15 protein-coding genes and 2 riboswitches (1 of these 17 cut by a window edge) are annotated in these 21,174 nt (G+C 71.0%); of the genes, 5 read left to right on the top strand and 10 right to left on the bottom strand.

Features of this window, described 5'->3' with window-relative positions:
- The 4 genes from xerD to ACTJKJ_RS18795 form a co-directional block, all read right to left on the bottom strand.
- Positions 1-14: the 5' end (the start) of a site-specific tyrosine recombinase XerD gene (gene xerD / locus ACTJKJ_RS18780; protein ID WP_440821349.1), read on the bottom strand. The gene continues 901 nt to the left of window position 1, outside the view; the window shows 14 of its 915 coding nt (coding positions 1-14); the start codon lies at positions 12-14; its stop codon lies beyond the left edge, outside the window.
- Positions 15-184: 170 nt separating this feature from the next.
- Positions 185-1,762 (bottom strand): DegQ family serine endoprotease, encoded by a 1,578-nt coding sequence (locus ACTJKJ_RS18785; RefSeq protein WP_440821350.1) that lies wholly within the window; start codon positions 1,760-1,762, stop codon positions 185-187.
- A gap of 137 nt (positions 1,763-1,899) precedes the next feature.
- Positions 1,900-3,330, bottom strand: coding sequence for an ATP-binding protein (locus ACTJKJ_RS18790; protein WP_440821351.1), 1,431 nt, complete (start codon positions 3,328-3,330; stop codon positions 1,900-1,902).
- Positions 3,327-3,986: a response regulator gene (locus ACTJKJ_RS18795; protein ID WP_091724043.1), complete on the bottom strand. Its 660-nt coding sequence runs from the start codon at positions 3,984-3,986 to the stop codon at positions 3,327-3,329. The genes ACTJKJ_RS18790 and ACTJKJ_RS18795 overlap by 4 nt, the downstream gene beginning before the upstream one ends.
- Positions 3,987-4,037: 51 nt before the next feature.
- Positions 4,038-4,141: riboswitch (glycine riboswitch) on the top strand.
- A gap of 10 nt (positions 4,142-4,151) precedes the next feature.
- A riboswitch (glycine riboswitch) is annotated at positions 4,152-4,270 on the top strand.
- Between the two features lie 64 nt (positions 4,271-4,334).
- Between ACTJKJ_RS18795 and gcvT the strand changes: the two genes are divergently transcribed.
- From gcvT to ACTJKJ_RS18815, 4 genes are all read left to right on the top strand, one after another.
- Entirely contained in the window at positions 4,335-5,468 is a 1,134-nt protein-coding gene (gene gcvT, locus ACTJKJ_RS18800) for a glycine cleavage system aminomethyltransferase GcvT (RefSeq protein ID WP_440821352.1), read from the top strand.
- 98 nt (positions 5,469-5,566) lie between these two features.
- Positions 5,567-5,938 (top strand): glycine cleavage system protein GcvH, encoded by a 372-nt coding sequence (gene gcvH / locus ACTJKJ_RS18805; RefSeq protein ID WP_091724037.1) that lies wholly within the window; start codon positions 5,567-5,569, stop codon positions 5,936-5,938.
- Positions 5,939-6,007: 69 nt separating this feature from the next.
- Positions 6,008-8,902, top strand: coding sequence for an aminomethyl-transferring glycine dehydrogenase (gene gcvP / locus ACTJKJ_RS18810; protein WP_440821353.1), 2,895 nt, complete (start codon positions 6,008-6,010; stop codon positions 8,900-8,902).
- A gap of 135 nt (positions 8,903-9,037) precedes the next feature.
- Positions 9,038-10,429, top strand: a complete 1,392-nt coding sequence (locus ACTJKJ_RS18815) for an L-serine ammonia-lyase (RefSeq protein ID WP_440821354.1) — start codon at positions 9,038-9,040, stop codon at positions 10,427-10,429.
- Between the two features lie 18 nt (positions 10,430-10,447).
- Here the strand turns inward: ACTJKJ_RS18815 and ACTJKJ_RS18820 are convergent, their stop codons facing one another.
- Entirely contained in the window at positions 10,448-10,645 is a 198-nt protein-coding gene (locus tag ACTJKJ_RS18820; RefSeq protein WP_183478892.1) for a hypothetical protein, read from the bottom strand.
- A gap of 226 nt (positions 10,646-10,871) precedes the next feature.
- On the opposite strand from ACTJKJ_RS18820, the gene ACTJKJ_RS18825 reads away from it, so the two are divergent.
- On the top strand, positions 10,872-12,317 hold the full coding sequence (locus ACTJKJ_RS18825; RefSeq protein WP_440821355.1) for a DHA2 family efflux MFS transporter permease subunit: 1,446 nt from the start codon (positions 10,872-10,874) through the stop codon (positions 12,315-12,317).
- Positions 12,318-12,321: 4 nt separating this feature from the next.
- Here the strand turns inward: ACTJKJ_RS18825 and ACTJKJ_RS18830 are convergent, their stop codons facing one another.
- The 5 genes from ACTJKJ_RS18830 to prsK form a co-directional block, all read right to left on the bottom strand.
- Complete coding sequence (locus tag ACTJKJ_RS18830; RefSeq protein ID WP_440821356.1) at positions 12,322-13,215, bottom strand: S1 family peptidase; 894 nt, start codon at positions 13,213-13,215, stop codon at positions 12,322-12,324.
- Complete coding sequence (locus tag ACTJKJ_RS18835) at positions 13,212-14,516, bottom strand: GNAT family N-acetyltransferase (RefSeq protein WP_440821357.1); 1,305 nt, start codon at positions 14,514-14,516, stop codon at positions 13,212-13,214. The genes ACTJKJ_RS18830 and ACTJKJ_RS18835 overlap by 4 nt, the downstream gene beginning before the upstream one ends.
- Positions 14,517-14,592: 76 nt before the next feature.
- Positions 14,593-17,469, bottom strand: a complete 2,877-nt coding sequence (gene prsT / locus ACTJKJ_RS18840) for an XrtA/PEP-CTERM system TPR-repeat protein PrsT (RefSeq protein WP_440821358.1) — start codon at positions 17,467-17,469, stop codon at positions 14,593-14,595.
- 71 nt (positions 17,470-17,540) lie between these two features.
- Positions 17,541-18,908: a PEP-CTERM-box response regulator transcription factor gene (gene prsR, locus ACTJKJ_RS18845; protein ID WP_440821359.1), complete on the bottom strand. Its 1,368-nt coding sequence runs from the start codon at positions 18,906-18,908 to the stop codon at positions 17,541-17,543.
- A 73-nt stretch (positions 18,909-18,981) separates the two neighbouring features.
- Positions 18,982-21,120 (bottom strand): XrtA/PEP-CTERM system histidine kinase PrsK, encoded by a 2,139-nt coding sequence (gene prsK, locus ACTJKJ_RS18850; protein WP_091724012.1) that lies wholly within the window; start codon positions 21,118-21,120, stop codon positions 18,982-18,984.
- Positions 21,121-21,174: the final 54 nt, after the last annotated feature.

A 21,174-nucleotide genomic window follows, 5' to 3' on the forward strand; every position in this document is an offset into this window, starting at 1 on the left:
CAGGGCCGGCTCACCGGGCGAGGCTTCGGGGGGGCGTGGTGCGGATGGGGTCGATCGGGACGAGGACATGCCGCGCATGATGCCAGCGCGAGGCCGCCGAAAAAAAGGGGCCCGCGCCACCACGCGCGGGCCCCACGGAGCAACCGCCACAGGCAGCGGTTGGTTGGGAGAACGGTTCAGGTCATCAGCCGATGCGCACCGGCACGAAGATCTTGTCGGCGCCGCGCTGCACCAGCAGCGCGACCGACTTCTCCGCGCCCTTGACCGCGCCGCGGACCTGCTCGACCGACTGCACCGGCGTGCCGTTGACGGCCAGCAGCACGTCGCCCGGACGGACGCCGGCACGCGCCGCGGCGCTGCCCTCGCCCACTTCCTGGATCAGCAGGCCGTCGCGGGTGCCGAGCTGGCGGCGCTCCTCGGGCTGCAGCGGACGCAGCGCCAGGCCGAGCTTGGCGTGGTCGCCATCGGCGTCGCCGCCGGCCTTGGCCAGCTTCGCGCCCTTCTCGTTCGCGTCGCCGAGCGTGGCGGTGATGGTCTCGCGCTTGCCGTTGCGCCAGACTTCGATGTCGACCTTGTCGCCGGGCAGCGACTGGTCCACGAGCGCCGGCAGGTCACCGCTGGAGACGATGCGCTGGCCCTTGAAGCCCAGGATCACGTCGCCCGAGCGCAGGCCGGCCTTGGCGGCGGGGCCGTTCTCCTCGACGTTGGCGACCAGCGCGCCCTCGGGACGGTCCAGCTTGAAGGAATCGGCGAAGCCCTGGTTGACCTCCTGCACCATCACGCCCAGCTTGGCGTGCTGCACCTTGCCGCCCTTCTCGATCTGCTGGCGGACCTTGTTGGCCACCTCGACCGGAATGGCGAAGGACAGGCCCTGGTAGCCACCCGACGCGCTGTAGATCTGCGAGTTGATGCCGACCACCTCGCCGCGCGCATTGAACAGCGGGCCGCCGGAATTGCCGGGGTTGATCGCGACGTCGGTCTGCAGGAAGGGCACGCGGCTCTCGTCCGGGCCCAGCGAGCGCCCCTTGGCGCTGATCACGCCGGCGCTGACGCTGTTCTCGAAACCGAAGGGCGAGCCGATCGCCAGCACCCATTCGCCGACGCGCAGGTCGCGGGTCGCGCCCAGGTGCACCGTCGGCAGGTTCTTGGCCTCGATCTTGAGCACCGCGACGTCGGTCGACTTGTCGCTGCCCAGCACCTTGGCGCGGAACTCGCGGCGGTCGGTGAGCTTGACCACCACTTCCTGCGCGTCCTGCACGACGTGGGCGTTGGTCAGGATCACGCCGTCGGCGCTGACGATGAAGCCCGAGCCCTGGCCGCGGATCTCGCGGCTGCCGCCCTCGCCGCCGCCATTCGGGCCACCGGGCATGCCGGGCACGCCGAAGCGACGGAAGAACTCGTAGAACGGATCGTCCGGATCGATCTGCGGCACGCGCGCGGCACGCGTCTTCACCGTGCCGGACACGCTGATGTTGACCACCGCCGGCCCTTGCGCCGCGGCGATCTGCGCGAAGTCGGGCATGCCCGCCGGCGGCGGCGTGAAGTTCGCGGCCGGCGCGGCCGCGTTGGCCAGCGGCGTCGTCACCGCGGCGACCTGCGCCTCACCGGCTTGCGCCGGCGTGGTCGCCGCCGAGTCCGAGACCGGGGTCACCTTGGCGTTGCGCATCGCCAGCGCACCGCCCGCGGCACCCAACACGCCAGCCGCGGCCAGCGCCCACACGAGCTTCTTCACCGGAATCATCTTCTCCACTTGTTGAGCCATCTGAACCTCCAGATTCGCTGCCGGCGGTCGGCCCGGAGGCCTTGCGCCGATTCGATGGTTCGAAGTGTGAGGAGCTTCGCTTAGGTCGCTCTTAATCGCCGTGGCCCCGCCGTGAAGCGGCGATGGCGCGTGCCCTTTCAGGCGTGGGGCAGCGCCGGCGGCACTGCGGGCGGCAAGGTCGGCGGCAAGGACGGCGCCACGGCCGGCGTGGCGCGCGAGAGCGGCATCGCCAGCTCCACGCGCAGGCCGCCCAGCGCGGTGCTGTGCCCCAGGCGCAGGCTGGCGCCGTGGTCGTCGGCGATGCTGCGCACCAGCGCCAGGCCCAGGCCGCTGCCCGGGGCCTGCTGGGCCTGCGCCTCGGAACGGTAGAAGCGGTCGAAGACCCGGCCGCGCTCGGCGTCGGGGATGCCGGGCCCGTCGTCCTCGACCACCAGCAGCGCCTGTCCGCCGCTGCGCTCCAGGCTCAGGTCGACGCGGCTGCGCCCGTACTTGATGCCGTTGTCCAGCAGGTTGCGCAGCAGCATGGTCAGTGCCTCGCGGTGGCCGTCCACCAGCACCGCATCGCAGCGCTCCATGCCCAGGTCGATGCCACGGGCCTGCGCGAGCGTCGCCGCGTCGATCACGCCGTCGCGGCACAGCGCATCCAGCGCAATCGGCTGCGACGGCGCCTGCGCCCTGGCACTGTCCTGCCGCGCCAGCGCGAGCAGCTGCTCGATCAGATGGGACGCACGGTCGATGCCCTGCCCGAGCTTCTCCAGCGCCTGCGCGCGGGCGGCGTCGTCCGGCGCGCGCCGCAGCGACTGCAGCTGCAGCTTCAGCGCCGCCAGCGGCGAGCGCAGCTCATGCGCCGCGTCGGCCACGAAGTGCTGCTGCTGCTCGAAGGCCTGCCGCACGCGGTCCAGCAGGCCGTTGAGTTCGGTGACCAGCGGCTGGATCTCGGCGGGGAGGTCCTCGTCGTCGACCGGCGCCAGGTCCTGCGCCGCGCGGCGCGACAGCTGCTGGCGCACCCGCTCCAGCGGCGCCAGCGAATGCGAGACCACCCACCACACGACCAGCGCCAGCATCGGCAGCATCAGCGCCGTCGGCAGCACCGTGCGCCACGCGAGCTGCCCCGCCATGCGCTGGCGCACCGCGATGTCCTGCGCGACCTGCACGACCTGGAAACGCCCCTGCACCGCGAAGACCCGATAGCGCTTGCCGCGCAGCGCGACATTCGAGAAGCCCAGCACCGCGCGCTGCGGCAGCCAGTCCGGGCCGGCCGAGCGGTACAGCGGCGTGCCGTCCAGGCCCCAGACCTGCACGATCAGGTCGATGCTCTGCTCCTCCCCCAGCGGCAGCGGCAGGCCGGTGCCCATGCCCGCGCGCAGCGACAGCGCCACCTGCTGCATCTGGTAGTCGAAGATCTCGTCGGTCTCCATCAGCGCGTTGCGGTAGGCGCTCATGCCCTGGATCAGCGCGCTGGTCAGCATCGCGCCCAGCAGGAACAGCAGCAGCCGGTAGCGCAGCGAGCGCGGCAGCAACGCGAACCGGCCGCGCCGCGGCGCGTCGGGCTCCAGGCCCGCGTTCATTCCTTGGGCACGCGGTAGCCGACGCCGCGGACGTTCTGGATCAGCTCGGCGCCCAGCTTCTTGCGCAGGCCGTGGATGTAGACCTCGACGGCGTTGCTGCTGATCTCGTCCTTCCAGCCGTACAGCTTCTCCTCGAGCTGCTGGCGCGACAGGACCATGCCGGGGCGCGCCAGCAGCGGCTCCAGCACCGCCCATTCGCGCTGCGACAGCGTCACCGGATGGCCGTTGGCGGTGACCTCGCGCGTGGCGGGGTTGATGCTCACGCCCATGTGCTCGTAGACCGGCTCGGCGCGGCCGGCGGCGCGGCGCAGCAGCGCGCGGATGCGGGCCAGCAGCTCGTCGAGCTCGAAGGGCTTGAGCACGTAGTCGTCCGCCCCGGCATCGAGCCCGGCCACCCGCTGCGCGGTGGCGTCGCGCGCGGTGGCGATGAGCACCGGCACCGTCTGCTTGCGCCCGCGCAGGGCCTGCAGCACGCTCATGCCGTCGCGCTTGGGCAGGCCCAGGTCGAGCAGCACCAGGTCGTAGGTCTGGGATTGCAGCGCGGTGTCGGCGATCTCGCCGTCGCGCACCCAGTCCACGGCATAACCTTCGGCGCGCAGCAGCCCGAGCAGCTGCTCGCCGATCATGAGGTCGTCTTCCACCAGCAGGAGTCGCATGGGCGCGATTGTGCACGTCCGGCTGGACCGGGTCATTTCCATGACTACAATGCGCGCCTGTCAGGAGAGAGCCCCCTCGCGGGGGCCGCCGAAGGCGCAGTGGCACTGGCGATCCCACGCTGCGAACGCTCAGGCAAAAGGACTGACGAAACGCCCGAGACATCGGGCGTCCTCACTGGAGAGAGGCGGGGCGGACCACCGGTCGAGCCCGTCCACCGAAGGGGCAAGCCACCGGTCAACCACCGGCGGCCAATCTCTCAGGTAAAGCGGACAGCGAGGGCATCTCCCCCACCCGGACGTGATCGGTTCACAGTCGGGTGGTCATGACGAATGCCCTCGGAGCGAGACATGTCCGCCGATCAGAACCTGAACACGCCCCTGCACAAGACCCCCCTGCACGCGCTGCACCTGGAACTGGGCGCCAAGATGGTGCCCTTCGCCGGCTACGACATGCCGGTCCAGTACCCCGCCGGCGTGATGGCTGAGCACAAGCACACCCGCGCCAAGGCCGGCCTGTTCGACGTCTCCCACATGGGCCAGGTGCTGCTGGTGGGCGACGACGCCGCTGCCGCGCTCGAGACCCTGGTGCCGGTCGACATCGTCGACCTCGGGATGTTCAAGCAGCGCTACGCGCTCTTCACCGCCGACGACGGCGGCATCCTCGACGACCTGATGGTGGCGCGCCGCACCGACGGCCTGTTCGTGGTCGTCAACGCCGGCTGCCGCGACCAGGACATCGCTCATATGCAGAAGCACCTGTCGGGCCGCTGCGAGGTGCGTCCGCTGCCCGACCAGGCGCTGCTCGCGCTGCAGGGCCCGCAGGCGGTGACCGCGCTGTCGCGCCTGAACCCGGGCGTCGCCGAGCTGGTCTTCATGACCGGCGGCTTCTTCGACCTGGACGGCATCCCCACCTTCGTGACCCGCTCGGGCTACACCGGCGAGGACGGCTACGAGATCTCCGTCGCCGCCGACCGCAGCGTCGAGCTGGCCCGCAAGCTGCTGGCCCAGCCCGAGGTGATGCCCATCGGCCTGGGCGCGCGCGACTCGCTGCGCCTGGAAGCCGGCCTGTGCCTGTACGGGCACGACATCGACACGACGACCACGCCGGTCGAGGCCTCCCTGACCTGGGCGATCCAGAAGGTGCGCCGCGCCGGCGGCGCCCGCGCCGGCGGGTATCCGGGCGCGGCCGTGATCGACCGCCAGTTCGCCGAAGGCGCCGCGCGCAAGCGCGTGGGCCTGGTGAGCTCCGAACGCATGCCGGTGCGCGAAGGCGCCAAGCTCGTCAATGCCGACGGCCAGGAGATCGGCGTCGTCACCAGCGGCACGCTGGGCCCGACGGTCGGCAAGCCGGTGGCGCTGGCCTATGTGCAGACGCCGTGCGCCGCGCTGGGCACCGAGCTCTTCGCCGAAGTCCGCGGCAAGCGCACCCCGATGACGGTCTCTTCCACGCCGTTCACGCCCAACGGATACTTCCGCGGCTGATCCGCGATCCTGGGTCACCTCGTCCCCCGTTCCCTCGAGCCGACGCGAGTCGTCCTCGGGATTCCCGTTCCAACCATCCGATTGCACGGAGCCTCTCCATGAGCATCAAGTACACGCCCGACCACGAGTGGGTCGACACCACCGACGGCATCGCCACCGTGGGCATCACGGTCCACGCGCAGGACGCGCTGGGCGACGTCGTGTTCGTGGACCTGCCGGACGTCGGCAAGTCCTTCGCCGCCAAGGAAGTGGCCGGCGTGGTCGAGTCGGTCAAGGCCGCCGCCGACGTCTACGCCCCGGTCTCGGGCGAGATCGTCGAGGTCAACGAGGCGCTGCGCGCCGACCCGTCGCTGGCCAACACCGACCCGCTGAAGTCGGGCTGGTTCTTCAAGGTCAAGCTGTCCAACCCGGCGGAACTCGACGGGCTGATGGACACCACGGCCTACGACGAGCTGGTGAAGAACTCCTAAGCCCTCGCCCTCACCCCTGCCCTCTCCCGCCAGCGGGAGAGGGAGTTCTCCCTCCAGGATCGCCCCGCCATGTCCGCCCTGCCCTCCTTCGCCGAACTCGAGAACGCCGTCGAGTTCCACGCCCGCCACATCGGTCCCGACGCGCACGACGAAGCGCTGATGCTGTCGGCCATCGGCAGCGCCTCGCGCGCCGCGCTGATCGACGCGATCGTGCCGGCCGCCATCAAGCGCGCCGCGAAGATGGACCTGCCGGACGCCGTGACCGAAGCGCAGGCGCTGGCCGAGCTCAAGGCCATCGCGGGCAAGAACCAGATCCTCAAGTCCTTCATCGGCCAGGGTTACCACGGCACCCTGACCCCGGGCGTCATCCTGCGCAACATCCTCGAGAACCCCGCCTGGTACACCGCCTACACGCCCTACCAGGCCGAGATCTCGCAAGGCCGCATGGAGGCGCTGGTCAACTTCCAGACCATGGTCTGCGACCTGACCGGCCTGGCCATCGCCAACGCCTCGATGCTGGACGAAGCCACCGCCGCCGCCGAGGCGATGACGCTGGCCGCGCGCATGGGCAAGAGCAAGAGCCAGACCTTCTTCGTCGCCGATGACGTGCTGCCGCAGACGCTGGAAGTCGTGCGCACCCGCGCCGAGCCGCTGGGCATCACCGTCCAGGTCGGCCCCGCCGAGGACGCCGGCAAGGCCGAATGCTTCGGCGCGCTGGTCCAGTACCCCGGCGTGACCGGCGTGGTGCGCCCGCTGCAGGCGATCGCCGATGCGGTCCACGCGCACGGCGGCCTGCTGGTGGCCGCGGCCGACCTGCTGGCGCTGACGCTGATCGCCGCGCCCGGCGAGCAAGGCGCCGACATCGCCGTCGGCACCACCCAGCGCTTCGGTATGCCGATGGGCGCCGGCGGCCCGCACGCCGCCTACATGGCCTGCCGCGACGAGTTCAAGCGCTCGCTGCCGGGTCGCCTGGTCGGCGTGTCGGTCGACGCGCACGGCAAGCCCGCCTACCGCCTGTCGCTGCAGACGCGCGAGCAGCACATCCGCCGCGAGAAGGCCACCTCCAACATCTGCACGGCGCAGGTGCTGCCGGCCGTCGTGGCCAGCATGTACGCCGTCTATCACGGGCCGCAGGGCCTCAAGCGCATCGCGCAGCGCGTGGCCGCCTACACCGCCGTGCTGGCGCAGGGCCTGAAGTCGCTGGACCTGACGCTGGCCCACGAGACCGCCTTCGACACGCTGCACGTGAAGACCGGCGCGCACACCGGCCCGGTGCTGGCCGCCGCCGTCGCCGCCGGCATGAACCTGCGCCGCGCGAGCGAGGACAGCATCAGCCTGACGCTGGACGAGACCACCACCCGCGCCGACGTGCAGGCGCTGCTGACCGTCTTCGCCGAGGGCAAGCCGGTGCCGGACGCCTTCGCCGCGGCCGGGGCGCCGACCACGCTGGTGCCGGCCGCGCTCGCGCGCACCAGCGCCTACCTGACGCATCCGATCTTCAACATCCACCACTCCGAGACGGAGATGCTGCGCTACATCCGCCTGCTGTCCGACAAGGACCTGGCGCTGGACCGCAGCATGATCCCGCTGGGCTCGTGCACGATGAAGCTCAACGCGACCAGCGAGATGATCCCCATCACCTGGCCCGAGTTCGCGCAGGTGCACCCCTTCGCGCCGCAGAGCCAGCTGCAGGGCTACGCCCAGCTGGACCAGCAGCTCACGTCCTGGCTGTGCCAGGCCACCGGCTACGCGGGCGTCTCGCTGCAGCCCAACGCCGGCTCGCAGGGCGAGTACGCCGGCCTGCTGATCATCAAGGCCTGGCATGAGTCGCGTGGCGACGCGCATCGCAAGATCTGCCTGATTCCCGAGTCGGCGCACGGCACCAACCCGGCCTCGGCGCAGATGGTGGGCATGCAGGTCGTGGTCACCAAGTGCGACAAGGAAGGCAACATCGACCTGGCCGACCTGAAGGCCAAGTGCGAGCAGCACAGCGCCAACCTGGCCGCGATCATGATCACCTACCCCTCGACCTACGGTGTCTTCGACACCCACGTCAAGGAGATCTGCGCGCTGGTGCACGAACACGGCGGCCGCGTCTACGTGGACGGCGCCAACATGAACGCGCTGGTCGGCATCGCGGCGCCGGGCCAGTTCGGCGGCGACGTGTCCCACCTGAACCTGCACAAGACCTTCTGCATCCCTCACGGTGGCGGCGGCCCGGGCGTCGGCCCGGTCTGCGTGGTCGAGGACCTCGTGCCCTTCCTGCCGGCGCACCGCTCGGCCGGCCTGGGCGAGAAGACCGCCATCGGCGCCGTCTCCGCCGCGCCGCTGGGCAACGCGGCGGTGCTGCCGATCTCGTGGATGTACATCCGCATGATGGGCGAAGTCGGCCTGAAGGCCGCGACCGAGACCGCGATCCTGTCGGCCAACTACGTGGCCGCGCGCCTGTCGGACCACTACGACATCCACTTCAGCGGCAACATCGACGGCGTCAAGGGCGGCGGCGTGGCCCACGAGTGCATCCTGGACCTGCGCCCGCTCAAGGACAGCTCCGGCATCTCCGCCGAGGACGTCGCCAAGCGCCTGATCGACTACGGTTTTCATGCGCCGACGCTGTCCTTCCCGGTCGCCGGCACGCTGATGGTCGAGCCGACCGAGAGCGAGTCGAAGTTCGAGCTGGACCGTTTCATCGCCGCGATGATCCAGATCCGCGAGGAGATCGCGAAGGTCGAGTCCGGCGCCTGGTCCAAGACGGACAACCCGCTGCTCAACGCGCCGCACACCGCCGAGAGCCTGCTCAAGACCGAGTGGACGCATGGCTACAGCCGCGACGACGCGGCCTATCCGGTCCCGGCGCTGCGTCACGTCAAGTACTGGTCGCCGGTGGGCCGTGTCGACAACGTCTACGGCGACCGCAATCTCGTCTGCTCGTGCCCTCCGCTCTCGGCCTACGCTGACGAGTGATCAGGGTGAATCAAGGAGGCCGCTGACGCGGCCTTCTTTTTGGCCTAGCTTCTTTCAAGGCCGCACGGTCGGCGCGTCACGAGCGCGCAGGATCGGACGGCGCATACCCGCAAGGGAATACCCACGAGGTCCGCCATGGCAGTTTCCGTTTTCGACCTGTTCAAGATCGGCATCGGGCCGTCGAGCTCGCACACCGTGGGGCCGATGCGCGCCGCGCGCATGTTCGTGCAGCGCCTGCGGCATGAGGGCGTGCTCGACCGCACGGTGCGCGTGGCCACCGGGCTGTACGGCTCGCTGGGCGCGACCGGCAAGGGCCACGGCTCGGACAAGGCCGTGCTGCTGGGCCTGGCCGGCCATGAGCCGGACACGGTCGACATCGAAAGCATCCCCGGCATCCTCGACGCGATCCGCAACGACAAGCGCATCGCGCTGGGCGGCGACCATGTCGTCGCCTTCGACGAGGCCCGCGACCTCGTCATGTACCGGCGCCAGAGCCTGCCGCTGCACGCCAACGGCATGCGCTGCATCGCCTTCGACGCCGAAGGCAACGAGCTGCAGAACCGCGTCTACTACTCCGTCGGCGGCGGCTTCGTCGTCACCGAGGAAGTCCTGGCCGACGGCGCCAAGCAGAAGCAGATCGCGCCCGACACCACGGTGCTGCCCTACCCGTTCAAGACCGGCGCCGAGCTGCTCGCGCTGACCGAACAGGAAGGCTGCTCGATCGCCGAGATCATGCGCCGCAACGAGCGCCACTGGCGTCCCGACGAGGAGACGCGCGCGGGCCTGCTGAAGATCTGGCGCGTGATGCAGGAATGCGTGCAGCGCGGCTGCCGCACCGAGGGCATCCTGCCCGGCGGCTTCAAGGTGAAGCGGCGCTCGGCGGCGCTGTACCGCGATCTGGTCGCGCATCCCGAGGCCGCGCTGCGCGATCCGCTGCAGGTGATGGACTGGGTCAACCTGTACGCGCTGGCGGTCAACGAGGAGAACGCCGCCGGCGGCCGCGTCGTGACGGCGCCGACCAACGGCGCGGCCGGCATCGTGCCGGCGGTGCTGCACTACTACGCCCGCTTCGTGCATGGCGCCAATGAAGACGGCATCGTCGACTTCCTGCTGACGGCCGCGGCGATCGGCATCCTCTACAAGGAGAACGCCTCGATCTCGGGCGCCGAGGTCGGCTGCCAGGGCGAGGTGGGCGTGGCCTGCTCGATGGCCGCCGGCGCGCTGTGCGCGGTGATGGGCGGCACGCCGGCCCAGGCCGAGAACGCGGCCGAGATCGGCATGGAGCACCACCTGGGCCTGACCTGCGACCCGGTCGGCGGCTTGGTGCAGATCCCCTGCATCGAGCGCAACGCGATCGCCTCGGTCAAGGCCATCAACGCGGCGCGCATGGCGCTGCGCGGCGACGGCACCCACCACGTCAGCCTGGACAAGGTCATCAAGACCATGCGGGAGACCGGCGCCGACATGATGACCAAGTACAAGGAAACCGCGCGCGGCGGCCTGGCGGTCAACATCGTCGAGTGCTGACCCGCCGGCGGCGACGCGTCAGCCGTCGTCGCCGACCGTGAACGACGCCGGGGCCGAGCCGGCGTCGCCGTCGTCCTCCAGGCCCGCGCCGCGGGCGTCCTGCACCGCGCTGAACAGCAGGCCGATGGTCATGGCGAGGCTGCACAGCAACAGCGCGGTCTTGAACAAGCTGGTAGGTTCGGTCCTCGCGGCCTTGGCGTGCTTGGTGATGCTCATGGCGGTCTCCTTTGGATCTGACGCATGGTCCGCCCGTCGATGCCGCCGAGGCAGACGCCGATGACGCATCGCCGGGTCCCGCAATGCCGTCAGCGCGCGTCGGCGATCGACCGACAGCGAGGATGTAGAAATCCGTCAGCCCCGATCGTCGTGAAGCGAAACCCCGTCTGTCTTCACGAAGCCGTCACGGGTCCTGCCACCCCCTCTGAATGGATGCGAATCCGCCATGACTGCTCACCTTGATCCGAAGCGGCGCCGCTGGCTGGCGCTGGGCGTGCTCTGCCTGGGCGTGCTGATGATCGTGCTGGACACGACCATCGTGAATGTCGCCCTGCCCTCGATCCGCGCCGACCTGCACTTCACCGAGACCTCGCTGGTCTGGGTGGTCAACGCCTACATGCTGACCTTCGGCGGCTTCATGCTGCTCGGGGGCCGGCTGGGCGACCTGTACGGCCACCGGCGCATGTTCCTGGCGGGGCTGGCGCTGTTCACCGCCGCGTCGGCCGCCTGTGGCTTGGCGCACACCCAGGGGCTGCTGATCGCGGCGCGCGCGGTCCAGGGGCTGGGCGGGGCGGTGGTGTCGGCGATCTCGCTGTCGCTGATCATGAACATGTTCACCGAGCCCGCGGAGCGGGCCAAGGCCATGGGTGTCTACGGCTTCGTCTGCGCCGGCGGCGGCAGCATCGGCGTGCTGCTGGGCGGCCTGCTGACCAGCACGCTGAGCTGGCATTGGATCTTCCTGGTGAACCTGCCGATCGGCGCGGTCGTGATCGGCCTGTGCCTGTGGCTGATCGAGCGCGCCGGCCCGACGGCGCCCGACGAGACCCTGGACTGGGCCGGCGCCGTGACCGTGACGCTGTCGCTGATGCTGGCGGTCTACGCCGTCGTCAACGGCAACGAGGCCGGCTGGACCTCGCCCCGCACGCTGGGCCTGCTGGGCGTAGCGGCGGTGCTGATGGCGGCCTTCCTGGTGCTGGAGACGAGGGTGGCGCATCCGCTGATGCCGCTGTCGCTGTTCCGGCTGCGCTCGGTGGCGGTGTCCAACGTGATCGGCGTGCTCTGGGCGGCGGCGATGTTCGCGTGGTTCTTCCTGTCGGCGCTGTACATGCAGCTGGTGCTGGGCTACGACGCGATGCACGTGGGCCTGGGTTTCCTGCCGGCCAACCTGATCATGGCGGCCTTCTCGGTCGGCCTGTCGGCGAAGCTGGTGATGAAGCTGGGCCTGCGCAAGCCGCTGTGCGGCGGGCTGCTGCTGGCGGCGCTGGGGCTGGCGCTGTTCGCGCGGGCGCCGGCGGACGGCGGCTTCTGGCTGGACGTGCTGCCCGGCATGCTGCTGCTGGGCCTGGGCGCCGGGGTGGCGTTCAACCCGGTGCTGCTGGCGGCGATGAGCGAGGTCGCGCCGAGCGAATCGGGCCTGGCCTCGGGCATGGTGAACACGTCCTTCATGATGGGCGGTTCGCTGGGGCTGGCGGTACTGGCCAGCCTGGCGGCGTGGAAGACGGCCGAACTCGGCGCGCTGGGCGCCGCGCTGCCGACGGCGCTGGCGGGCGGTTACCGCGTCGCCTTCGCGGTCGGCGCGGTCTTCGCGGCCACGGGCGGGCTGCTGGCCCTGCTGCTGCGAGAGCCCGCGCCGCAACCGGGCATGGCGGCGCCGGCCGGCCACGCCGGCTGAGGCCTCACTTGTCCAGCAACGGCCAGACGTACTTCACCGGCACCGCGTAGCTGATGCCGCTGGGCGCGCTGAGCGCCGATTCGCGGGTGCCCTTGAGGGCCACCATGTTGACGATACCCACCACCTTGCCGGTGCGGATGTCCAGCAGCGGCCCGCCGCTGTTGCCCGGATAGGCGGTGGCATCCAGCTGCAGGAACTCCAGCGCGCCTTCCCTCAGCTGGCGCACCGCGCGCTCGGACAGCGCATTGGAACTGGGCGCCGGCAGCGCGGCCCGGGTGATCGCGGCGATGCTGCCGCGGTGCGTCGCCATCGTCACGCCCAGCGCGGTGCCGATCGGATACCCCATCAGCGCCACCGCCGCGCCCTCCCGGACCACCGGCCGGTCGCCATCGACCTCCGCCAGCGACAGCACGTCCACCAGCGCGCCCTTGTCGTCGGCCAGCTCCAGGATCGCCAGGTCGCGCGCCGCGTCGCGGCGCAGCAGCTTCACCGCCCGCAGCTGCGGCTGCCCCGACGCATTGCCGGCCGCCGGCACGGTGATCATCAGGTCCTTCTCGACCGGGTTCGGGACCACATGCGCGCAGGTGACGATGCGGCGCCCGTCGCCCACCGCGAAGCCGGTGCCGCGGAAGCCGAAGCGCGGGTTGTCCGTCGCCGCGAAGGTGCCCACCGCCACCACCGCCTGGCGACTGCGGTCGATCAGGTCCGGCAGGGTGTTGGACATCTCCTGCGCCCGGGCCACGCCCGTGCCGGCCAGGCCCCAGGCGCCGAGCGCGCCGCCCGCGCCCCAGGCCAGCAGCTCGCGGCGCGCCACGACGCGGGCGCGTCCGGGAGCCCGCGCGGCATCGGCCGCGTCCGGGAGCGTCGTCGAGGGGATCCGGTCGGTACTGCGGGTCATGCGGCAAGGTCCTTCGAGGTGATGCCCATCTCCAGCGTGGAGACGAAGCTGCGCCAGTGGCGGTCGGGTTCGTCGATGCGGAAGCCGTAGAAGCTGCCCTGGTCCGTGTCCTTGCGGCGCACGGCGCGGCAGGTCACCTGGGCCGTCTCGCTGTGGCCCAGCTCGATCTCGACCGTGCCGTCCACCTGCAGCGGGAGTTCATGGTCGCACTCGGCCTGGAAGCCGTGGGCCGAGACCTCGATCACGTCGAGGTCGAAATGGCCCATCTCGCTGTCGTTGGCCGCGCGGATGTCCAGGTGGCCGGGGCAGCGGATCGAGTAGCGCGGGTACTGCCGCAGCGAGCGGCCCAGGTCCTGCCCGCCGCCGCTGAGCATCGGCAGCACCGCGCGGAACTGCGCGTCCTCGCGGTACACCGACCACAGCAGCGCCTTCTTGCGGTCGTCCATCTGCGGAAACACCGGCACCACGCGGTTGAAGAAATGGTCCAGCAGCGCCGGCGTCATGACCGGGTCGTTGGTGGTGTGGAAGCGGCGCTCGGGCAAGCGGATGTTGGGCAGCCGGTGGCGGAAGAAGTAGTGGTGCAGGTTCTTCACCGGCTTGCGGCCGCGGTAATGGCGCTCGAACAGCGCATCGGCCTCGTGCAGGTCCAGCGTCGCCCCGACCGCCGGCGCGCCGTTGGCGAAGTCGTATTCCGCCACCGTCTGCTCCTTGAGCCGCCGGAAGAACAGCAGCGCCTCGTACAGCTCGATCTTGTCGGGGTTCACTGCGATCACCAGGTGCCGGGTATCGAAGTACTCGGTGCAGTACTGGTGCATGAATTTCATCAGCGGGAACAGGATCGCGCCGCCGGTCTTGCGGAAGGCCGGCGCCACCGCCAGGGCCGAGATCTCGGCGATCTTGCCGCCCTTGGCCCGCACGCCCTCCAGGTCGAAGACCGACTGCAGCGGGAAGCCGAACACGCCCTCGCGCACCATCGAGATGGTGCCCACCACCACGCCGTCGTACTTGGCGCACAGCGTCGTCGTGGTCGGCAGCGCGTGATAGACCGTCACGCGCAGACCGCTCGGGTCGGGTTTCATGAAGCCGCTGCCGACGTAGGCGTCGTGCAGGATGCGGAAGCAGGCGTCGAGTTCCTCCTGCGTGTCCGCCACCTTGAGCTCCAGGCGCTCCGAGGGCGACGGGTCGCAATCCACCATGCGGCGGTAGATTGCGAAGCGCATCGGCTTCGGCAGCGAGGAGAAGATCCGCCGCAGCCCCTGGTGGAACCGCTTGCGAAGACTGGATCGTCGAATCTGGCTCATGACCGTCCCCTCCCCGGGTGCGGTGTCTCCGCCACCTCTCGGCCCGCGCGGGCGTCCGACCTCGTGGTCGACCGCCTCAGCGGATCGCGGCCTGCAGCTTTCGCACCTCGGCTTGTTGCTCGAAATTCGGTCCCAGGTCCGCCAGGCGCTTGAGTTCCGCCTCGGCATCGCCCTTGTTGCCGCCGGCCACGTACAGCTGCGCCAGGCGCAGGCGGTACGCGGGCACCGACGGTGCCTGCTTCACGGCTTCCTTCTGCACCTCGACGGCCTTGGCGTTCTGGCCCTTGGCGGCGAGGGCCTCCGCCAGCGTGTCCATGTAAGGCGGCACGTTGGGGCGGAGCTTGTTCGCTTGCTCGGCAAATTTCAAGCCCTCGTCCGCCTTGCCGGCCCGCAGGCGCAGCCAGGCGATGTTGTTGGCCGCCGCCGCGTTCATCGGATTGGCGGCCAGCACCGCCTGGTAGCGCTGCTCCGCCTCGGGATAGCGGCCGCTGTTGAGCGCCACGTCGCCCAGGTGGTACTGGAACAGCTCGTCGATCTTGTACTTGGCCAGGTAGGCGGCGGCGTAACGCTCGGCCTCGTCCTTGCGGCCGGACTCGATCAGCGTGCTGTGCAGCACGATCGCCAGCTCGGTGTTGGCGGTGGTGGCGCCGGCCTCGGCGGCCAGCTGGTCGGCCTTGCGGTAGGCGGTCACCGCGGCGGGGAAATCGCGCCGGCTGCGCGCCACGTCGCCTTCGAGCTTCCAGCCCAGGCCGAACTTGGGCTGCGCCTGCTGCAGGCCCTTCACCGCGACGAGCGCCAGGTCCGGGCGGCCCATCTGCAGGGCCTTCTCGACCACCTTGCGCGCCAGCTCGCCGTCGCCGGGCCCGATCGCCTGGGCCCGCTTGAGCGCCGCGGCCGCGGCCTCCTTGTCACCGGCCAGCAGGTGCAGGTCGGCCAGGCGCAGCGGTCCCAGCGGCGAGCGCGGCTGCAGCGTCGCGACCTTGTTGAAGCTGCTGATGGCCTGCTGGCGGTCGCCGGTGGCGGCCTGCACCTGGCCCAGCAGGTCGATCAGCGCGGGGTTGTCCGGGCTGGCGGTGACGCCTTCCTGCGCCAGCGACAGCGCGGTCTTGAAGTCCTTCTGCTCCATCAGCAGGCCCACCGCCGCCTGGCGCGGCGTCGGGTCGTCCGGATGCTGCCGGGCGAGTTCGGTCAGGCGCTTGATCGCCACGTCCTTCTCGACCAGCTTGTGCGCCAGCTTCAGCCCCATGGTGGCCATCTCGGCGCGCAGGTTCTTCGGATCGGCCTTGAGCACCACCTCGTAGCGCTTGACGGCGTCCTCGGCCTTGCGGTCCTGCAGGTCCATGGTGGACAGGCTGTTGGCCGCGGTCATCGAGGTGGGCTCGCGCCGGACCGCCTCGTCGAAGGCGGCGCGCGCGCCGGCGCGGTCGCCGCGCAGCAGCGCCATGCGGCCGCGCAGCTCGGGCGCGGTCGAGGACTTGGGATCCTTCTTCTCCAGCGCGGCGATCGCCTGCGTCGCGGCCTCGTAGTCCTTCTTGCGCGCCAGCACGCTGATCAGCGCGATGTCGGCGGAGGTGCCCTTGTCCTCGGCCGAGAGCTTGCGCAGCGCGGCCACGCCGGCAGCCTCCTGGCCCTTCTGGATCTGGCCCAGCGCCAGGCCGACACGGCTGCGCACGTCGTTCGGATTGACCTCCGCGGCGCGGGCGAGGAAGCGCTCGGCCTCGGCGCCCTGCCCCTGCTTGAGGCGGATCTCGGCGGCCAGCGCCAGCACCTCGGCCGACGGCGCCTTGCCGTCGAGCGCCGGTTGCAGCGTCGTCATCGCCTGCTCGGCGTCGCCGCCGCGCAGCTGCAGCTGGGCCAGCGCGACGCGGGCCGACTGCGCCTCGGGCGAGGCCTGGATCAGCTTGCCGTAGTTCGCCTCGGCCTGGCGCAGGTCGCCGTTGGCCTGCGCGACGCGACCGGCCAGGAACAGCGCGCGCTCGTTGTTCGGCGCGACCTTCAGCAGCGCCTGAGCCAGCGCGGTCGCCTCCTTCACCTGGCCCGCGTCCATCGCGAAGACGGCCGCGTAGTAGAAGGTCTGCGCATGCTGCGGCGCGGCCGCCTTCATCGCGGCGACGGCGTCCTTGGCCGCGGCCTTGTCGCCGGTGCGCATCAGCTGGTTGATCAGGCCGGCATGGGCGCCGACCAGCTTCTTGTCGAACTCCAGCGCCTTGCGGAAGCTGGCGATCGATTCGGCCGCCGGCGCGTCGGCCAGCACCTGCAGCTCGCCCTTGAGCTGCCAGGCCTCGGCCGCCTGCGGCGACTTGGCCAGCACGCGCTCGACCTCCTCGCGCGCCTCGGGCAGCTTGCCCTCGCTGGTGAGCAGCCGCACGTTGACCAGCCGCACCGCCACGCTGTCGGGCGCCGCGCGCACGGCGGCGTCGGCGGCCTTGCGGGCCTCGGCCAGCTTCTGGCGGGCGACGTAGGCGCCGACCAGCGTGGTCTGCAGGTCGGCCTCGTCGGCGGCGGTCTGCAGGTGGCGGCTGCCGTACTGGCCGATCAGTTCGTCGACCTTGCCCTGCATCAGCAGCAGCCGGGCCTGGAGCGCGGTCAGCGCGTCGCCGCCGAAGCCCTGCGCGCGCGCCTTCTCCGCCTCGATCGCGGCGCCGGCGACGTCGCCGCTGTCCAGCAGCGCCTTGGCCAGCAGGTAGCGGGCCTCGGCCAGCGACCCGTCCTTCTGCAGCGCGTTCTTGAGCTGGATGATCGCGGCCTTGTGGTCCTTCTTCTCCAGGTGCGTCTTCGCGGAATTCACCAGGTCCTGCGCGGATTCGCCGAGGCAGGCCGACAGCAGCAGCGCCGAACCCAGCGCCAGCGCGGTCGCGCCGCGCTGCAGGGCCCGCGGCAGGCCGGCCTGCGCGATGCGGGAGGAGCCAGGGATGGAAGCGGTCGGTGGGCGGTGCGCGGGCTTGCGGGACATGCGTGTCTCTTTCGCTGTCGGTGGGTGTCGGAGGATCGGTGCGGTGCTCAGGCCTTCATGCCTTCATGGCTTCATGCTTTCACGCCGAGACGGGACATCAGGTCGTACAGGGTCGGCCGGCTGACCCCCAGCAGGTCGGCGGCCTTGGCGATGTTGCCGTCGGTGCGGGCCAGCGCGGCCACCACGGCCTGGCGCTCGGCGCGCTCGCGCACGGCGCGCAGGTCGAGTTCGGGCTCCTCGGCGGCGGCCTCGCCGCCGGCGGGCAGCGGCAGGTTGAGGTCGTCGGCGGTGATGCGGTCGCCGTCGGCCATGATGGACGCGCGCTTCATGACGTTCTGCAGCTCGCGCACGTTGCCCGGCCAGCGGTGGCCCTCGACGGCGCGGATCGCGTCGTCGGCCAGGCGCAGGATGGGCCGGCGCTGCTCCGACGAGAAGCGGCGCAGGAAGGCATGGCTGAGCAGCACCGCGTCGCCGACGCGGTCGCGCAGCGGCGGGATGTCGACGACGATCTCGGCCAGGCGGTAGAACAGGTCCTCGCGGAACAGGCCCTGCGCGATCTTGGCCTTCAGGTCCTGGTGCGTCGCGCCGACGATGCGCACGTCCACCGCGATCTCCTGGCGCCCGCCCAGCCGCTCGATGCTGCGCTCCTGCAGGAAACGCAGCAGCTTGGCCTGCAGCGGCATCGGCAGGTCGCCGATCTCGTCCAGCATCAGCGTGCCGCCATGCGCGGTCTCGATCTTGCCGACGGTGGTCTTGGTCGCGCCGGTGAAGGCGCCGCGCTCGTAGCCGAACAGCTCGCTCTCGAGCAGCGCCTCGGGGATGGCCGCGCAGTTGATCGCGACGAAGCGGCCCTTGCGCTTGGAGGCGTCGTGCAGCGATTGCGCGAGCACCTCCTTGCCGGTGCCGCTCTCGCCCAGCAGCAGCACGGTGGCGTCACTGCCGGCCACGCGCTCGACAGTGCGGCAGATGCGCTGCATCTGCGGGTCGCGCGTCAGCAGCCGGCCGGTGGGCTCGCCGTCCTGCTGCGTCAGCAGGCGCTGGTTCTCCTGCTGCAGCTCGTGCAGGCGCATCGCGCGCTCGACGGTCAGCACCAGCACGTCGGGATCGACCGGCTTGGTCAGGAAGTCGTAGGCGCCCATGCGGATGGCCCGCAGCGCGTTGCTCTGGTCGTTCTGGCCGGTGAGCACGATGACCTTGGTGCCGGGCTCCAGCTCGATCAGCTTCTCGAGCAGGCGGAAGCCCTCGGAGGTCGAGTCCTGGTCCGGCGGCAGGCCCAGGTCCATCGTGACCACCGGCGGCTTGTGGCGGCGGAACTGCAGCACGGCGCTGGCGACGTCGTCGGCCGTGACCGACTCGAAGCGGTCCATCGACCACTTGAGCTGCTTCTGCAGCGCGAGGTCGTCCTCGACGATGAGCAGCGAAGGGGGCTGGGCGCTCATGCTCGCTCCCTCCGCCGCGCGGGGCCTTGCGGGAGGGACGCGGCGGGGCCGGCGAACGGCGCTGCGGCGGGGCTCATCGCGCCTCCACCAGGCCGGCGTCGCTGCCCGACTGGGCGAAAAACAGCGGCAGCAAGATGGTGACCTTGGTGCCTCGTCCGGGCGCGCTTTCCACGTTGATCTTCCCCCCTAGTTCCTGCAGGTACTGGTAGCTCTCGTAGGCGCCGATGCCCATGCCCGCCGCCTTCGTCGTCTGGAACGGCTTGAACAGCCGTTGATCGATGAACTCCTGCGACATGCCGCAGCCAGTATCTTCCACTTCCACCTGCGCGTGGCTGCCCACGCGCTGCAGCCGCAGCGTGACGCGGCCGTCGATCGGCGTCGCGTCCAGCGCGTTCTGCACCACGTGGCCGAGCACGCGCTCGATCCGTTCCTCATGGCCGCGCGCGCTGACCTCGTCGCGCAGTTCCAGTTCCAGGCCGCGGCCCTTGCCGACCGCCGCCGCGGCCAGACGCCGCGCGATCGCCGTCAGCGCCACGCCGCCGGCGCTGCCGTGATGCGGCTTGTCGCCCTCGCGCAGCTGCAGCATCAGCTGGCGCATCTTGTCCAGCGAGTTCTCCACCGTGTCCAGCATGTCCTGCTGGAACTCCGGGTTGTCGCGCAGCCGCTTGGCGTTCTTCATCATCAGCGACAGCTGCGTGACGATGTTCTTGAGGTCGTGCACGACGAAGGCCGACATGCGGTTGAAGGCCTCGAACTTGCGCGCCTCCAGCAGCGCCTCGGCCGCCTGCATCTGCGCCAGGTAGCTGGCGGCCTGCTGGGCGGCGGTGCGCAGCAGGTCGCGCACTTCCCAGTTCAGCTCCAGCCGCGTGCGCGGCTGCCCCAGGATGACCCAGCCGGTCAGCGTGCCCGCGTTGATCAGCGGCACCAGCAGCCAGTGGCGCGCATCGCCGGCCAGCGCGGCCGGCAGCGGCGCGTGCTCGTAGGCGCCGGGGTCGCGACGCCATTCGTCCAGGTCGACGATCCAGGCGCGCTCCTGCAGCAGGTGCAGCAGCGCGGCGTCGGCGGCCAGCGGCTGGCGGTCGTCGTTGAGGTTCCAGCGCGCGGCCTGCTGGTACTCGCCGTCGGCGCCGGCCGCGGGCGCGCGGCGCAGCCACAGCGCGCCCGAGGGGCTCTCGACCAGGTGGGCCAGCCCGCGGATCACCGACTCGCCCAGCTCCGCCGGCGAGGCGCTGGCCGACAGCATCGCGGTGAAGCGCAGCCACTCCTGGCGGTAGTCGTAGCGGTAGCTGAAGAAATGCTTGCTGATGTAGACGCGCAGCTTGGCGCGCAGCGAGCCCGACAGGCCCATCGTCAGCAGCGCCAGCACGCCCACGGCCAGCAGCACCTGCTGCAGCGCGCGGCCCCATTCGCCGCCGGTGTAGCGCACGTAGTAGCCGATGCCCGAGACACCCAGCAGGTAGACGCCCACGATCAGCAGCGTGGCCGAATGGAAGGCCGCGGTGCGCGAGACATGGAGCTTGTCCAGCCACTTCTTGTGGCGCCGGCTGGCCAGCCACAGCAGCGGCACGGCCAGGCTGTGCACGGCGGCGCGCACGCTCAGCGCGTCGCCGTCGAACTGCTGGAACAGCGAGGCCTGCGAGAACACGAACACGTCGAACGCGAAGACCGCGCCCAGGCCCAGGCAGACCGGCTTGGCATTCCAGCGCGCGTCGCTGTGGATGTTACGCAGCATCTGCTCGAGCAGCACCAGGCCGAAGACGCCCAGGCCCAGCCAGGCCATCGTCATCGGACGCTGCATCTGGGCCAGCGGCGCGTCGCCCCAGTAGCGCCACAGCGGCAGCGCGACCGCAGCCGCCACGCCCGCCCAGGCCAGCCACTGCAGCGGCCGCGCGACGCCGGCGCTGCGCGCCTGGCCGTCGTCACCGCGCGATTCGATCAGCGCCAGGATGAAGGAGAACCACGCGCCGTAGCGCAGCGCGTCGCAGATGGGCAGCAGCACCAGCGCGGGCCACTGGTGGGACCCGAGCCAGCCCTGCTCGACCGCCGCGTCCAGCCCCGCCCAGACGGCGCTGAGCAGCAGCGCGGCCTCGAGCCGCAGCGCGCGGCGCCGGTGCTGGCCGAACTGCGGCAGCACCACGACCGCCAGGGCCAGGTGCGCCAATACCGCGACGATCCCGGACGCGGTGCCGAGGTTCAGGGTGTCTGCCCACATGGATCAGGGTCCCGGCGCGCGGGCCGCGTTCCGAGGCGGGCGCGGGAACGGGAC

This window comes from Roseateles sp. 22389, assembly GCF_052044995.1.
Lineage (GTDB): Bacteria > Pseudomonadota > Gammaproteobacteria > Burkholderiales > Burkholderiaceae_C > Roseateles.